The organism is Desulfovibrio sp. 86 (assembly GCF_902702915.1).
GTDB lineage: Bacteria > Desulfobacterota > Desulfovibrionia > Desulfovibrionales > Desulfovibrionaceae > Desulfovibrio.
This window is the reverse complement of sequence record NZ_LR738849.1, coordinates 1,737,787-1,752,121: the sequence shown is the minus strand read 5'-3', so window position 1 is coordinate 1,752,121 and position 14,335 is coordinate 1,737,787. Positions and strand designations below refer to the sequence as shown.

Below are 14,335 nucleotides of genomic sequence, written 5' to 3'. Positions count from 1 at the left end.
TAAGAGTTTTAGGGGGTGGGGGCGTGGGGGAGGGGACCCTTTTGCAAAAGGGTCCCTCCCCCACAAAGTATTTTACGGCAACACGGCCCTAATCAGTAGCCTGGGCCCTGAGCGCCTCGGCCTGGGCTGCGGTGCCCAGCGCTTCCACCAGGGACTGGATTTCGCCTTCCATAATCCTGTCCAGAGAGTACAGGGTCAGGTTGATGCGGTGGTCGGTGCAGCGGCCCTGCGGGAAATTGTAGGTACGGATGCGTTCCGACCGGTCGCCGGAGCCGACCTGCGCCTTGCGGTCTGCGGACAGTTCCGAACTCTGGCGCTCGCGCTCGGCCGCCAGAATGCGCGACGCGAGAACCTTCATGGCGCGGGCCTTGTTCTTGTGCTGCGAGCGCTCGTCCTGGCAGGTGACCACGGTATTGGTGGGAATGTGCGTAATGCGCACGGCCGATTCCGTCTTGTTGACGTGCTGGCCGCCCGCGCCAGAGGCGCGGTAAATGTCGATGCGCAGATCATCGGGGCGGATTTCAACGTCCACTTCCTCGGCTTCGGGCATGACGGCCACGGTGGCGGCGGAAGTGTGGATGCGCCCCTGCGCTTCGGTGGCGGGCACGCGCTGCACGCGGTGGGTTCCCGCTTCATACTTGAGATGGCTGTAAACGCGGTCGCCGGCGATAAGGCAGATGATTTCCTTGTAGCCCCCGGATTCGGAAGGGGACTCGCTCATGAGTTCCACCTTCCAGCCCTTGAGTTCGGCGTAGCGCGTATACATGCGGAAGAGGTCGGCGGCAAAAAGGGCCGCTTCTTCGCCGCCCGTGCCGGCGCGGATTTCAAGGATGGTATTTTTTTCATCAAGGGGGTCGGAGGGCAGCAGCATGACCTTGAGTTCGTGCTCCAGTTCCGGCAGTTTCTGCTCTGCCTTCTGCACTTCTTCCTGGGCCATGGCGCGCATTTCCGGGTCGGCGTCATGCAGCAGCTGCTTGCCTTCGGCCAGTTCTTCACTCACGGTGCGGTAACGGCGAAAAAGGCCCACCACGTCGCGCAGGTCGGCGTGGGCCTTGGTCAGCTTGCGGTAATGATCCTGGTCGTTAAAAACATCGGGCTGGGCGAGGGCCTCCTCAAGCTCCAGATATTTTTTTTCCAGGCCTTCTAATTTGGCGAACATAGGGTCTCCGGCTGGCAGTGGACAAAAACGGAAACAGCGGACGGCGGGCATGCCGCCGTTCAGGAGCCAGGGGCGTTACTGCGCGGTATAGGGCACCGTGCGCACCCGCTCCCCGGCTTCGGGCCCCAGCGCTTCGGCCAGGGCCACTACCGCCACTTCAAGCTGGCTTTCGTCCGGCTCGTAGGTGGTCAGCTTTTGCAGCGACAGGCCCGGCGCTTGCAGCACTCTGGCAAGCGGCCCTTCGGGCAGGCGCGCCGCATAGCGGATAAGCTCGTATGCCAGCGCGCTGATGGGCACCATCAGCAGCAGCTTGAAAAACAGGGTCAGGGCGTGCTTGGCCACGGCGCTCTGCGGCGTGTACAGGGCCAGCAGCATGGGCACCAGTACCGCATGCAGAATAATGGATATGCAGATGACAAAGAGCAAAAACGTGGTGCCGCAACGGGGGTGCAGACGGCTCATGCGCGCGGCGTTGGCCGCGTTGACTTCCTCACCGGATTCAAAGGCGTGGATGGTCTTGTGCTCTGCCCCGTGATACTGAAAAACGCGTCTGATGTCGGGCACGTACGAGATTATCTTTATGTAACCCATAAAGATGCAGCACTTGAAAAAGCCGTCCCAGAGGTGAAAGGTCAGCCCTTCCACATCACCGCCCAGGTTCAGCCAGAGCATGCCCAGCGACAGCAGGTGCGGCACGACCACAAAAAGGCCAATGGCCATGAGCAGGGCTGCCGCCATGGTCGCAACCAGGTGCCAGCCGGTGATTTCTTCTTCCTGCCCTTGAGCCACGACCTCAACCGAGCGGTTCAGCGCCCTGATGCCGTTGACGAGCGTTTCCAGCAGCACGGGGAACCCGCGCATGAAGGGCTTTTTCAGCCAGGGATGACGCAACAGCGAAAACCAGGGCAGACGGCGGGCGACAATGGCCCCGTCAGCCTGGCGTACGGCAAGACCGTAGGCATCGCCATTGCGCATCATGACGCCTTCCATAACGGCCTGACCGCCCACCGTGGGGCAGGCGGAGGTCAAAGCATAAAGCGCCGTCATGACCATCCGGGACATTTTCCCGGCAGCCCTGGCTGGCGCTCCCTGCCGTGCGTCATCCTTGTGCGGCATATCCTGCCGCCCGCGACTATTTGGAATCAAACTTGGCGTACTTTTTACGGAAGCGGTCAATACGGCCAGCCGTGTCAAGGAAGCGCTGCTTGCCGGTGTAAAAGGGATGGCAAGCGGAGCACACTTCCACGTTCACATGTTCGCCCTTGGTGGAGAGCACGCTTTCTTCGTTGCCGCAAGCGCAGGTGATGGTGGCATTGAACACTTTGGGATGAATATCTTTTTTCATGGCAGCTACCTCATGGAACGCGGCATAATCCGGCAAAATCCTTGCCAGACGCCCGCGCGTTTTTCCCTTGGCGCGAAAGTATATCGCACAAGGGCAAATCATATAGCGCTTCTTTCAGCATTTGGCAAGAGGCAAGACGGGCAGGAACATGCCGGAAGGGTGAGAAAGGTCGGACGGGCACGCCAGCCAGACCAAATCGGGCCAGATCAGGCCAGACCTGGGGCAAAACATATCCGAGCCAAACAGACCGGGGCTGGTCATGGCGACCGCGCTGGCCATTCTGGGCAGGCCAGAGCCAGGCCAGAGCCGGGCCGCCGCATTGCCAGCGCGGCCCTTCGCCTGTATATAGCCCGCATGGCAAAAAACCCACGTCAACGCGCAGACCAGCTTGTTTTTGAACAGGGGCTGGCAACCAGCCGCGAGCAGGCCCGCCGTCTTATCATGGCTGGCAAGGTCGTGCTCGCGCTGAACATTCCCGGCGCTCCGCCACAGCTTGTGCCCAAGCCGGGGCATCCCTATCCCTCGGACACGGCCTTTGCCCTGCTGGAACCGGAACCCTACGTCAGCCGTGGAGCCTACAAGCTGATCACCATCCTTGACCAGTTCAAGCTGGACGTGACGGGCTTCGTCTGCCTGGACGCCGGGGCCTCCACCGGGGGCTTCACCGACTGCCTGCTGCAACGTGGGGCCGCCCGCGTATACGCTGTGGACGTGGGCCGCAACCAGCTGCACGAAAAACTGCGCAGCGATCCCCGCGTCATCAACCTTGAAGGCGTCAACCTGCGCCACGCCGAGGCCGACCTCATCCCCGAACAGGTGGACATGGTGGTGGCGGACGTTTCCTTCATATCGCTCACCCTGGTGCTGCCCGCCTGCATGACCTGGCTCAAACCCGGCGGGTTGGTGGCCACCCTTATCAAGCCGCAGTTCGAACTTGGCCCTGGCGAAACCGTCAAGGGCGTGGTGCGGGACGAAGAAGCCCGGCAACGGGCGGTCAAAAAAATTCTGGCCTTCAGCGAGGCCAACCTCAACCTGCGCTGCCGTGGCGTGCTGCCCGCCGCCATCAAGGGGCCCAAGGGCAATCAGGAATATATGGCGCTCTTTGAACGCAACACGCCAGCCGAGAGCCCGGCGTAGTGCGTCCGCGCGTTGGAATGCTTTGTGGGGGAGGGCCCCCTACCTCCAAAACTTTTACAGAAAAACGGCCTCAATGGCCGGAATAGTCCAGAACATTGTTCAGCGGCGCGCTGCTGCTGTGGATGCTTCCCTCCGCCAGCACATGGCGCGTCAGCCGCCAGCCTTCCATATCAAGCACGTCCAGCTTACCCTTGTGCTCCGGCCCAAGATGGCGGGCCAGAGCTTCCAGCACTTCGTCCACGGGAAAGTACACGCCCTCGAAAGAAATGCGCGCCATATCCCCGTCCCTTTCCAGAACGGGAATATCGTCCGCATCAGGCAGGGCGCCGGCACAGGCCCGCGCCAGGTCTTCGTAAAATGCGTCAGTCACCGGGAACACGTGCCCGTACACCTTGAGTAAAGGCTCCCTGCTCATGGCCTCGCGCCGCCTCCCCCATCCGGCATACCCGGCATATCCGGCATGTCCGGCCCCTGCGGCCCGTCCGGCCCAGGCGACCCAAGTGCCCCCAACGGCGTTGCAGGCGAATTCCCCGCTCCACGCTGGCCCGTATTTTCCCTCTCCGGCGTCGAAGGCTCGTCGTGCTGCCGGGGTTCCGCGCCAACCCCGGTCCCGGCGGGAGCGGCAGGCAGGCAATACCCCCGCGCCCTGGACAGAATCAGCCCTTCGCACTCGCCAAGGGCGCAGGCAGCGCCAAAATCCTCGCACATGCCCGTCAGGTCGCGCCGCTGCATGCGCACCGCGCCCCGTGCCCGCAAACGGCGCGCCCGGTCCTCACCCTGCGGCGCGAGGCCGTGCCGCGCGTCCAGAGAAGACGTCAGGTCATCCTCGGCAAGGGCAAGTTGCTGCAAACGCCAGTGCCCCAGAGCGCGGATGTAGCGCGCCCGGTTGAGCCCCGGCGCAAGAGCCAGGGCCGCGTCGCACGAAGCCACACTTTGCAGGGGCAGCCCGCGCCGCAACTGCGCCTCGGCCAGCAAAAGCCATAACGCGGGGCTTTGCGGCAGCCTGGCCGCCGCCCTCTCAAGTCGGGGCAGCACGCCGTCAGGCACAAGCCAGCCCTCCGCGTCCGCCTCCATGATATCCTGCGCCCGCAAAAGCGCCTGCAACCGGCCCGACGCCGCCTCCCAGTGCCGCTCCGTCCACACGGCGTCATCCAGAGAAGGCAGCGGGGGCAGCGAGGGTGCAGTCTCGTCCGATGTCACAGGCAGAGCGTGCGGCGCGGAGGCCGCCTCGTCTGACGCCGCAGGCAAAGCGGGCTGCGAGCCTGCGCCCGTTCCCGCGCTGCCGGAAAAAATTTCGTCCAGCGCGTTCTTGTGGGCGTCTCCACCTCGCGCGACGCCGCTGCCCGCGCCTGCGGCGTCATGCATGCCCACGGGCGCGCGGTAGGCAGTGCCCAGGTTGCCGCTTCCGCGAAGGGGCGCATCGGGGCCTTTGCCAGTGCCCGCAGCCTGAACGCGGGCGGCCCCCGCGTATGCTGGGTCGTGCGCATTCATAAGACGCAGCAGCGCCGCTGTTTCCCCCAACAGGGCCGAACGCACCTGCATGAGGTCAAAACTGCGCAACGACCGTGTTATCCTGGCGGCGGCTTCGGAACGGGGGCGCAAAAGAACCGTCACCACGGGCGCGCCGTCCGCGTTCTTGTGGTGCCGTGTCACGGGCGTGTAAAGTTGCGCGGCCAGCGCCAGCCGCTCTTCCGCGCTGTCGGCGCCCATACGGATGTCGCGCCTGTTGGGCAGCGCATCGGCGGCGGCCTCCAGGGCCGTCTGCCGGGCATTGCCCTCAGCCAGAATGCGGGCCGCCCCGCTGCTCATGGGAAGCCGCGCCCGCGCAAATTCGCTGCGCTCAATGTCCGCAAGCGGCGGGATGTCGGCATCCGGCATTGCAGCGAGATCGGGGACACTGCCAGAAAGCGGCGAAGCGGACGCATCCGCATCCGTTGGTTGCCGGATCTTCTGGCCGTCCATCTGGGCTTTGGGGCGGGTATGCAACAGGTCGCCCGTCTGACTTGTTGGTTGGCTGGCTTCCCGGCTGGCCGCCGGAGCCTCTCGCTGAGCTTCTTGCTGGCTTTTCGGCTGAGCGGTCGTCTGGCTTTTTTGCTGGCCCGACCCCTGGTTTCCCGGCAGGCTTCCCGTCTGGCTGGCCGCAGGGGACGGCGATGCCGTATGGGGCACGGCGGCGCGTGCCTCCAACGCAAGACCGCCGACCACGAGGGTCGGCGGCAGGGCACAAAATGCCATCACGGCCGCTGTCAGCGCCGCGCAAAAAAACACCGCACGCAGAGCGCGCAGAAGCTTACTTTTTGGCCTCAATAGCCTGGACAATCTTTTGCGCCATGGGCTTGATGAGTTCACGCAGGGTGTCCAGCATGATTGTATCCGCAGCGCTGCCCGTGGGCATGACCGTGCGCGACTGCGAGGCATTGAGCGTTTCTTTGTAGATGCGGCTCTGACGGTTGGCCACGGAATAATTGACGCGCATCTGCGTCGAAAGGTCGGTGGCGGATTTTTCGCGCAGCCAGACCTGATCAACGTCGCCGGTCACCAGGTAGTCGGGGTTGCCCGCGCGAGCCTGGCTCACGCTGTCGGAATAGGACACCTGAAGACCGTTGCGTGCCAGTTCATCGGCAAGAGCCTTGCTTATCCACTGGGTAACGCTGTCATTGGTGACAAAGGCGGTATTGTCACGGCGGGAGCCGATGACAGTCATATCCTGCCTTTTGTCTTCAAAGGCCACCACCGTCACTCTGGGAGCCTTGGGGCCAGGCAGTACCGCGCCTTCCTGAAAGGGCGGCGGCAGCAGACGCACGCTGTTGGCGGGTCCGCAGGCTGTAGCCAGAAAAGCCAGCAAAACAAGGAATAATACGTTGCGCACAGGTTTCATGACAGCCTCGCGTTTTTATAGAAATTTTCAAGAGTATTCCAGTGGTCTATATACGTAAAAAGCCAGCCTTGCAAGGCAGCCTACCCCCATGATAAAGGAATAATCTTAACGCGGGCGACTCCATGTCGCAATTTTACCGCGTATCCGGCGCGATACAGCGCAATTTTTCAGGAGCGGTCATGATCGATCTCAAACTGGTGCAGAGGCAGCCCGAAGTATTGGCCAAGGCTCTGGCCGACCGTCATTCGGATCTCAGTGTGGACGCGTTTCTTGAGCTGGACGGCAAACGCCGCACCCTGCTCACTGAAATCGAAGGGCTCAAGAGCAAACGCAATGAGGCTTCCGGACAGGTGGCGGCCCTCAAGCGCTCTGGGCAGGATGCCACGGAACTGCTTGCCGAGCTCTCCACCCTGTCTGACCGCATCAAGAATCTTGAAGGCGAAACAGTGCAGGCCAAGGCCGATGTGGAAAGCTGGCTCATGCGCGTGCCCAACATTCCTGACTGCTCCGTGCCCCTGGGCGCCAACGAGAATGAAAATGTCGAGGTAAGCCGCTGGGGCAGCCCGCGTCAGTTCGACTTTGAGGTGCGCGAGCACGGCGACATCGGCGTTGCCCTCGGCGGTCTGGACTTTGAGCGCGCCGCGCGCCTGACAGGCAGCCGCTTTGTGGTGTCCCTGGGTTGGGGAGCCCGCCTTGAGCGCGCTCTGGCCGCCTTTTTTCTCGACAGGCACACCATCCACGGCGACTATACCGAGGTGAGCCCGCCCTATATGGTCAACCGCGCCACCATGACGGGCACGGCCCAGTTGCCCAAGTTCGAGGAAGACCTGTTCAAGCTGCAGGACTGGGACTATTTTCTCATTCCCACAGCCGAAGTGCCGCTGACCAACCTGCACGCCGGCGAAGTGCTGGACGAGGCCGACCTGCCCCGCGCCTACTGCGCGGCCACCCCCTGCTTCCGCTCCGAAGCGGGCAGCGCTGGCAAGGACACGCGCGGCATCATACGCATGCACCAGTTCACCAAGGTGGAGATGGTGCGCTTTGCCCATCCCGAAGACAGCTTCAACCAGCTTGAACTCATGCGCGGCCACGCCTGCGCCCTGCTGGAACTGCTGGAACTGCCCTACCGCGTCATCACCCTGTGCACCGGCGACATGGGCTTTTCCTCCGCCAAGACCTATGATGTGGAAGTGTGGATGCCCGCGCAGAAAACCTACAGGGAAATATCGTCCTGCTCCAACTGCACCGATTTTCAGGCGCGCCGGGCAGACATCCGCTTCAAGCCCAAGGGCGGCAAGGCCACCTTTGTCCATACCCTCAACGGCTCCGGCCTGCCCACAGGCCGCACCACCGCCGCCATTCTGGAAAACTGCCAGCAAAAAGACGGCAGCGTCGTTTTGCCCAAGGCGCTGGTTCCCTACATGAACGGCCTTGAGGTTATCGAACCGCGCTAGGTTTTTTGGAAAGCATTGATTAAAGAGCTTCCTGGAAACGCGCAGTTATTTCGTTTGGCAAGGCGCGATCTTTTTTTGAAGCAGGAGTGGACTCTTCCGTCCTCGACTGTTTCAAAAAAAGAGAAGCAACACCGCCAAACAAAATAAATCAGCGTTTCCTTAGCATTGAAATGCTTTGTGGGGGAGGAATCCTTTTGCAAAAGGGTCTCCTCCTCCACACCCCCTCCCCCTAAAACCTTTATTGTCTTTTCCAGTAGCACAACTACCTTTCTAATTTGGAAGGCTGCAAAAACAGACCCCGCCGCGAAACTGCGCTTGCGCTTTCACGGCGGGGTCTGTCTGCGCTGATGTCAGAGCAGATTACTGTAAACCCTTAGAGCATTTTAACTTTGAAAAAGTGTAAATGCTCTAACGTTGCACGAGAGTGCAGCGCGCCACAATGTGGCGTGGATTCAGCCGAAAATCGCATTTTCGGCTGAATGAAAACTTTGAAATGTGAAACATTTCAAAGTTGATCTGCTCTAGTTGCAGGATATGCGGTGTGCGCGCCCATGTGCGAATACGGGACGGTGTTTCCTTCTTTTTTGACATTGAATTTCAATTCCTATAAAATTCACAACAAAGCATCACGGAGGGGATCCCACACTCTATCTGGAGAGGATCATGAATACAAACGGGCTATTGGAGCATCCTGCGTCAAGAACTCTGCTCATTACTCTGCGCATCCGCTCGGAGGAGGATAGCCTGCCCGGCGGAATGTTCAGGGACCCCGGAGCGCGCAAGGCCGTGGCAAGCCTGCCGCCGGAGGTGTTCAGCTTTCCCGTGAACCACATGACGCGCGTGGGCACGGCTGTACGTGTACGCTACTTTGACGACCTGACCCAGGCCTTTTTGCATGCCAATGAAAATCCTGTGGTTGTGCAACTGGGCTGCGGTCTGGACACCCGTTTTTGGCGCACCGATTCCGGCACGGGCGTTCAGATCAACATGGATTTGCCGGAAGTGATGCGCCTGCGGCAGGAACTTCTGCCCCAGACCGACGCGCGCTGCCTTGACTGGACGGGCTCCATCCTTGACAGGGACTGGATGCGCAGGCTGCAGCAGGACTACGCGGGGCGCTCCATTCTGTTCATTGCGGAGGGCGTGCTCATGTATCTGCGCGCGGCGGAAGTGCGGTCGCTGCTCAGGGACCTGGCGGACAACTTTCCCGGAGCGCACATCGCTTTTGACACGGCGGGCAGCTTTGTATGCAAAAAAATGAATAAAAATTCTGCTGTCAGCAAACTCAACGCGGAGATGACCTGGGGCTATGACCATGACGGCAGCCTGGACAAATGGCACCCCCGCCTTCGCCGCCTGGATATGGCTTTTTATTTCAACAGATTCCGCCAGCGCTGGGGGCTGGCTTGCCTGCTGCATTATTTTCCTCCCCTGGGCAAAGCGTCCCTCATGCACCATTTTGCCATTGCGGGCTGATACGCCGCGCATTTCTGTCGGTTTCACAGTAAACATCCCCGTAACGCTCTTGGCGTTGCGGGGATGTTTGCACAAAAGTTTTAGGGGGTGGGGGCGTGGGGGAGGAGACCCTTTTACAAAAGGGTCCCTCCCCCACAAAGCATTTCAACCCGATGTCACTCTAAGAAAACACTGATTAAATAGCCACTTGGAAACGCGCAGTTGTTTCGTTTGGCGGCGTTTCCCTAAAACACCTTCTTGAGCAGGGTCACGGCCATGCCCTTGAGCTTGCCTTCCACAAAGCCCACAAAGGCCCTGAAGTGCGGCGTGGCGTTATGTTCGTCTATGGCCTGCTGCGAGGCCCAGGTTTCGATGACGAAAAAGTGGCAGACATTGGAAAGGTCTTCGGTCAGTTCATAGGCAATATTGCCCGCTTCGCCCCTGCTGCCGTCCACCAGCGCCTGCAACACGGGCATAAGTTCTTCCCTGTGCTGCGGCAGCACTTCCAGTTCGGCCACAATGCGTATCTCACTCATAAGGTTCTTCCTTTATTATGGGCCTTGCGTATGAGGCTCAGGCTTCATGGTCAGGCGTTATCCATGTGTTTCTTGCGCTCAAGGCCTTCGGCCACGGCCTGGGCCAGTCCGCCCAGGGACGTTTCCTTGTAGCGGGACTGCAAATCAAGTCCGGTGCGGTACATGACCTCAATGATGGCGTCCAGCGAGATGACCCGCTGCCGCCCGTCTTCAAGGCGTGAAAGCTGCGCGCAGTTGACCGCGCGCTCCGCCGCGACCCCGTTGCGCTCGATGCAGGGTATCTGCACCAGGCCGCCGACGGGGTCGCAGGTAAGGCCGAGATTGTGTTCCATGCCTATTTCCGCAGCCACTTCCACCTGCTTCACGTTGCCGCCCGTCACGGCGCAGTAGGCTCCCGCCGCCATTGAGCAGGCCACGCCAACCTCGCCCTGGCAGCCGACCTCCGCCCCGGAGATGGAGGCGTTGGTCTTGTAAAAAAGGCCGATGGCTCCGGCTGTGAGCAGAAAATCAAGCGCGCCTTCTTCCGTGGCATGGGGGTAGAAGTTCTGGTAATAGGTCAGCACAGCGGGCACGACACCGGCCGCCCCGTTGGTGGGGGCCGTGACCACCCGCCCGCCGGAGGCGTTTTCTTCCGCCACGGCAAAGGCGTACAGCGTCGGCCACAGGCTCAGGTCGCGGCGGCCCTGGGCCTGGAGGGCGCTGACCTTGCGCAGCAGGTTGGGCGCGCGACGCCGCACGTTATAGCCGCCCGGTAGCACGCCGTCAGTGTAGCAGCCGCGTTCAACAGAATCCCGCATGACATCCATGACGGCCTGGGCGCGGCGGCGCACCTCTGCGGCCGTATGCCAGAAACTTTCATTGGTCATGACGATCTGGGCCACGGTTTTGCCTTCGCGCTCGCAAATGGCAAACAGCTCGCCAGCCGTCTTGTAGGGATAGGGGGGCGCGGGCCAGGTTTCGGCTTCGACGTCAAAGTCCGCGTCCGTGCGAATAAAGCCGCCGCCGATGGAATAATAGGTGCGGGTATAGACCTCGGTGCCGTCGGCGGCATAGGCCGTGAGCCGCATGGCGTTGGAATGGCGCGGCAGGAACATGCCCTTGTGCAGGCGCATGTCGCGCGCGTAGTCAAAGGGAATCGTATGCGCGCAGATGAGGGTCAGGTCGGCGTTATTCTTGAGTTCCGCCGTGCGCTGCGCCAGATGCGCCGTGTCCACCGAGGCGGGTTCCTCACCTTCCAGCCCGCCCAAAATGGCCCCGGTGGTGCCGTGCCCTTCGCCGGTGAGCGCCAGAGAACCAAAAAGATCAACGGTAACGCGCCCGATACAGGGCAACAGCCCCAAAAGCGCCAATTCGCCGGCAAAAGCCTTGCCCGCCACCATTGGGCCTACCGTGTGCGAACTGGACGGTCCGATGCCGATCTTGAACAGGTCAAAAACACTGAGCATGAGGCCCCCCAGAGCAGAGTAACTTTGAGAATGCACATCTCGAAGTTTAGAGCAATTTCACTGGCGATGCTGTCGCCATCCGTAAGGCTTCTTCGTCGCCAAACGGCTGCCGCTTGAAATTGCGCTGCTGACGCGAAGGCGGCAGCCGCCACGAAGTGGCGTGGATTCTGGCGAAAACCACGTGTTTCGCCAGAATGATGCGTTGAAACAAGGCGTGTTTCAAAAGCAAAATGCTCTAAGATACGCTCGCTTCGGCGCTTAACCGCGCAAAGATACAGCGGCTCCGCCACTGACAGAACCGCATATCTCCTTGTGACACAGGACGCTCCGCCACGCAACGGGAGGACGGCCGCACGGCATGCCGGAGCGCGCCCCTGCCCCGAGGCTACCTCAGGCGAGAGACGAAATCGTGCAGACAGGTCACAGCCCGCACGGTAAAGCGCTCGCACAGATGGGGCGGATCATCGGCACGAAAACCGCCGGGTCGAAGATCACTGCACGCCATGCTGCCGAAACTCCGGTTGAAGACCAAAGCATAGCGAGCGCATATTTCTTCCGTCTCTTCAGCGCTTTTGCCCATGGCGGCGCAGTACAGTCCAAGAAAGAGCGTCGCTCCTTCGATCAGACCGCATTGCCCGCCATGGCCCGCTGCCCCGTGGCAGCCCACAGTGGCCTGATACAGCGAGGGGTGTACAGACAGCCCCGTCAACTGCTCAAGGCAATGCAGGGTCGTCTGGGCGCAGTTGGCATTATTGTCCCAGTAGCAGTGGTGTACCATTTCAAGGATGCGTTCCTGAGTGCCCATTGTCATAATTACACTCCAAGCAGCTTTTTCCAGCGCGGCAGGGCCGGGTCCAGATCCAGATAGTCGGGCGGCAGTTGCAGCGGCGCGGCGGTGGACAGGGCCTGGGCCACATCCTCAACGCTGCCGGTGCGCGGCAAAAGCGCCACATCCTGCAAAGGACACAGATCAAAGTCGTTGACCGGCAGCATGCTCATGACCGGCAACCCCATCAGGGCGGCCTCAAGAGCCACCGTGGTGGAGTTGGAAGACCATACCACAACCCCCGGCGCAAGTTCCTCGCCTATGGCCCCCAGAGCGATGCGCACTTCAGAGGCGCGACGGCCCAGCAGGGCGCGCAGGCGCTCCTCCACCGGCAGGTAGGGGTGGGGTTTTACCACAAGCTGCCAGCCCTTGAGCACGCCCGCATGCAGGGCGCGGGCCAGCAGAACCAGATGGGCCTCGGTTTCATCCTTGAAAAAGCTGGTGACAACCAGAAGACGTTTCGACTGCCCGGCTGCGACGCCTCCGCTGGCCCCGGCGGTTCCGGCTTCCTGCCCTGCGGGATTGTCCAGGCCGGGGCTGGTTGCCGCAGGCCTGTCTGCTTCTGGACTGTCTGCTGCGGGACTGTTTGCCCCGGTGCCGCTTGCGGCATGAGCGCCTGGGGCGGCCGCGCCGCGCGTTTTTTCGGCAAGGTAGAGATAGCGCAGCGCTTCCACCTCGCCAAGCCGCTCGGTGGGAACGCCCGCCTCAAGCCATTGCGCACAGGCCGACTGCCCGTTGCCGCGCACAGCGTCGGGCTGAAAGGCGTCGCAGGGGGGCGTGAAGGTGCGGGGGTCGTCAAAATAGCGAAAATCCGTGGGCCGCACGGTGGAATGCTGCGCCCCGATGACCGGCCCGGCGGTTGGCTCGGAACACGGCGTGGCGGCGGCTCCCGCCTCGCGCATGGCCACGGTGAGCATGCGCTCCCAGGGGCAGTTCTCCAGCGGAAAGAGCGTCCAGCGTTGCGGGCCCGCCGCCCTGGCGTACACGTCAAAGGCGCGCTGCTGCAGGCAACGCTCAAGGCAGCGCCAGCCTCTGAAGGATTCGACCCAGTAAGGCTCAAGGTACGGCCAGAAATTGACCAGCGAACCGGCAAAGCGGAAGGCGGGGCGCACGGCGGGCTCAAGCTTTCTGCTGCCAAAACACAGGCGCAGATACCGCCACAGGGCCGCCCACAGGTCGCGGTGGCGCAAAAATTCCTCAAGGTAGTGAAAGCTGGCCCCGTCCTTGCCTTCGGCGCGGAACCGGTCGCGCAGGGCCGCGCACTGCGCGAGGCTGAGCTGCGGCGCGGGAAAACGGATGAAAAGCCAGCGCACCCAGGGCGCGCCTTCCTTTCTGGCAGCTTCATGCAGCACGTCGTGCAGGTTTTCCCAGTAGCGGGAGCGAAAGCGTCCCTCACCGGCGGCCTTCACGTCCACATTGGGAAAGTAGGTGGCAATGGTGGCCGTTTGCACCGGCCCGTCCGGCCCCCGCACAGGGGCGAGGGGTTTGCCCGCGTCTGCCGCTGCGGGCAGCCTGCGCCGCACGCTCCACAGCCAGTGGGCATACCGGGCCAGAGCGCGCACAGGCGCGGGCGCGGCTTTGTACAGACGGCGCAAAAGGGGCGTTGGCGGCTCCAGAGGCGCTGGCGCGCCCTGCTCAAGGGAAAACGTCCGGCCGGAAGCGCGGCACATGTCGGCCAGAACCTCGCGCAGGGTGTCATCCCCGCCGCTGAGACACAGGGCCGAAATGCCCTCCTGATCCATAAAGCGCTCAAGGGCGCGCAGCTTGTACACGGTATACAGGCCCGGCGTCATCTTGGGATGGCGCTCATACAGCAGGGAGCACCACCACATGGACAGCGCGTGCCCGGCCCGCAGCCAGTCCTGCGCCTCCTTGCCCGCCACGGTCAGCCGCCCCAGATCATAGGCCCAGGCCGCATGCTCCGCGCGGATGGCTTCAAGGTCGGCGCGCAGAAGGGCAGGCAATGAAACGTGCCCCCTGGGCGGCTCCCAGCCCTCCCACTGCATGACGGTCTGTCGGGATTGTTCGCCGCTGGCGTCCTGGCAGGGGCCAAGGTCCGGCTGACCGGGGCCGACGACGAGGATGAGTTCCTTCATGCGT

At 62.1% G+C, this 14,335-nt stretch carries 13 protein-coding genes; 3 read left to right on the top strand and 10 right to left on the bottom strand.

Features of this window, described 5'->3' with window-relative positions; all coding sequences use genetic code 11:
- Positions 1–88: 88 nt before the first annotated feature.
- The 3 genes from prfA to rpmE form a co-directional block, all read right to left on the bottom strand.
- Positions 89–1,159, bottom strand: a complete 1,071-nt coding sequence (prfA, locus tag DESU86_RS07275) for a peptide chain release factor 1 (protein WP_179980449.1) — start codon at positions 1,157–1,159, stop codon at positions 89–91.
- 75 nt (positions 1,160–1,234) lie between these two features.
- On the bottom strand, positions 1,235–2,149 hold the full coding sequence (locus DESU86_RS07270) for a DUF1385 domain-containing protein (RefSeq protein ID WP_179981752.1): 915 nt from the start codon (positions 2,147–2,149) through the stop codon (positions 1,235–1,237).
- Between the two features lie 142 nt (positions 2,150–2,291).
- Entirely contained in the window at positions 2,292–2,504 is a 213-nt protein-coding gene (gene rpmE / locus DESU86_RS07265; RefSeq protein WP_179980448.1) for a 50S ribosomal protein L31, read from the bottom strand.
- 354 nt (positions 2,505–2,858) lie between these two features.
- Here rpmE and DESU86_RS07260 point away from each other — a divergent pair, with 354 nt between their 5' ends.
- Entirely contained in the window at positions 2,859–3,641 is a 783-nt protein-coding gene (locus DESU86_RS07260) for a TlyA family RNA methyltransferase (RefSeq protein ID WP_179980447.1), read from the top strand.
- A 70-nt stretch (positions 3,642–3,711) separates the two neighbouring features.
- Here the strand turns inward: DESU86_RS07260 and DESU86_RS07255 are convergent, their stop codons facing one another.
- Genes DESU86_RS07255 through DESU86_RS07245 form a run of 3 tightly spaced genes read right to left on the bottom strand, consistent with a single transcriptional unit; the run spans position 3,712 to position 6,519 of the window.
- The gene (locus DESU86_RS07255; RefSeq protein WP_179980446.1) at positions 3,712–4,056 is read right to left on the bottom strand and encodes a hypothetical protein; all 345 of its coding nucleotides are present in this window, start codon (positions 4,054–4,056) and stop codon (positions 3,712–3,714) included.
- The gene (locus DESU86_RS07250; protein ID WP_179980445.1) at positions 4,053–5,879 is read right to left on the bottom strand and encodes a hypothetical protein; all 1,827 of its coding nucleotides are present in this window, start codon (positions 5,877–5,879) and stop codon (positions 4,053–4,055) included. Before DESU86_RS07250 ends, DESU86_RS07255 begins: the two co-directional genes overlap by 4 nt.
- A 52-nt stretch (positions 5,880–5,931) precedes the next feature.
- Positions 5,932–6,519 (bottom strand): hypothetical protein, encoded by a 588-nt coding sequence (locus DESU86_RS07245; RefSeq protein WP_179980444.1) that lies wholly within the window; start codon positions 6,517–6,519, stop codon positions 5,932–5,934.
- A 179-nt stretch (positions 6,520–6,698) separates the two neighbouring features.
- Here DESU86_RS07245 and serS point away from each other — a divergent pair, with 179 nt between their 5' ends.
- Both serS and DESU86_RS07235 read left to right on the top strand, forming a co-directional pair.
- Positions 6,699–7,973, top strand: coding sequence for a serine--tRNA ligase (gene serS, locus DESU86_RS07240; protein WP_179980443.1), 1,275 nt, complete (start codon positions 6,699–6,701; stop codon positions 7,971–7,973).
- 663 nt (positions 7,974–8,636) lie between these two features.
- On the top strand, positions 8,637–9,449 hold the full coding sequence (locus DESU86_RS07235; protein ID WP_179980442.1) for a class I SAM-dependent methyltransferase: 813 nt from the start codon (positions 8,637–8,639) through the stop codon (positions 9,447–9,449).
- 224 nt (positions 9,450–9,673) lie between these two features.
- Here the strand turns inward: DESU86_RS07235 and DESU86_RS07230 are convergent, their stop codons facing one another.
- From DESU86_RS07230 to DESU86_RS07215, 4 genes are all read right to left on the bottom strand, one after another.
- Positions 9,674–9,964 carry a putative quinol monooxygenase gene (locus DESU86_RS07230; RefSeq protein ID WP_179980441.1) on the bottom strand — a complete coding sequence of 97 codons (291 nt, stop codon included), beginning with the start codon at positions 9,962–9,964 and terminating at the stop codon, positions 9,674–9,676.
- Positions 9,965–10,014: 50 nt separating this feature from the next.
- On the bottom strand, positions 10,015–11,409 hold the full coding sequence (locus DESU86_RS07225; protein ID WP_179980440.1) for an L-serine ammonia-lyase: 1,395 nt from the start codon (positions 11,407–11,409) through the stop codon (positions 10,015–10,017).
- A gap of 385 nt (positions 11,410–11,794) precedes the next feature.
- On the bottom strand, positions 11,795–12,220 hold the full coding sequence (locus DESU86_RS07220) for a C-GCAxxG-C-C family protein (RefSeq protein ID WP_179980439.1): 426 nt from the start codon (positions 12,218–12,220) through the stop codon (positions 11,795–11,797).
- Positions 12,221–12,222: 2 nt separating this feature from the next.
- Positions 12,223–14,331: a TIGR04326 family surface carbohydrate biosynthesis protein gene (locus DESU86_RS07215; protein ID WP_179980438.1), complete on the bottom strand. Its 2,109-nt coding sequence runs from the start codon at positions 14,329–14,331 to the stop codon at positions 12,223–12,225.
- Positions 14,332–14,335: the final 4 nt, after the last annotated feature.

Bases quoted from the DNA above. Each gene is read 5' to 3' on its own strand.
- prfA (WP_179980449.1), bottom strand. From the start codon at position 1,159: ATGTTCGCCAAATTAGAAGGCCTGGAAAAAAAATATCTGGAGCTTGAG.
- DESU86_RS07270 (WP_179981752.1), bottom strand. From the start codon at position 2,149: ATGGAAGGCGTCATGATGCGCAATGGCGATGCCTACGGTCTTGCCGTA.
- rpmE (WP_179980448.1), bottom strand. From the start codon at position 2,504: ATGAAAAAAGATATTCATCCCAAAGTGTTCAATGCCACCATCACCTGC.
- DESU86_RS07260 (WP_179980447.1), top strand. From the start codon at position 2,859: ATGGCAAAAAACCCACGTCAACGCGCAGACCAGCTTGTTTTTGAACAG.
- DESU86_RS07255 (WP_179980446.1), bottom strand. From the start codon at position 4,056: ATGAGCAGGGAGCCTTTACTCAAGGTGTACGGGCACGTGTTCCCGGTG.
- DESU86_RS07245 (WP_179980444.1), bottom strand. From the start codon at position 6,519: ATGAAACCTGTGCGCAACGTATTATTCCTTGTTTTGCTGGCTTTTCTG.
- serS (WP_179980443.1), top strand. From the start codon at position 6,699: ATGATCGATCTCAAACTGGTGCAGAGGCAGCCCGAAGTATTGGCCAAG.
- DESU86_RS07235 (WP_179980442.1), top strand. From the start codon at position 8,637: ATGAATACAAACGGGCTATTGGAGCATCCTGCGTCAAGAACTCTGCTC.
- DESU86_RS07230 (WP_179980441.1), bottom strand. From the start codon at position 9,964: ATGAGTGAGATACGCATTGTGGCCGAACTGGAAGTGCTGCCGCAGCAC.
- DESU86_RS07225 (WP_179980440.1), bottom strand. From the start codon at position 11,409: ATGCTCAGTGTTTTTGACCTGTTCAAGATCGGCATCGGACCGTCCAGT.
- DESU86_RS07220 (WP_179980439.1), bottom strand. From the start codon at position 12,220: ATGACAATGGGCACTCAGGAACGCATCCTTGAAATGGTACACCACTGC.
- DESU86_RS07215 (WP_179980438.1), bottom strand. From the start codon at position 14,331: ATGAAGGAACTCATCCTCGTCGTCGGCCCCGGTCAGCCGGACCTTGGC.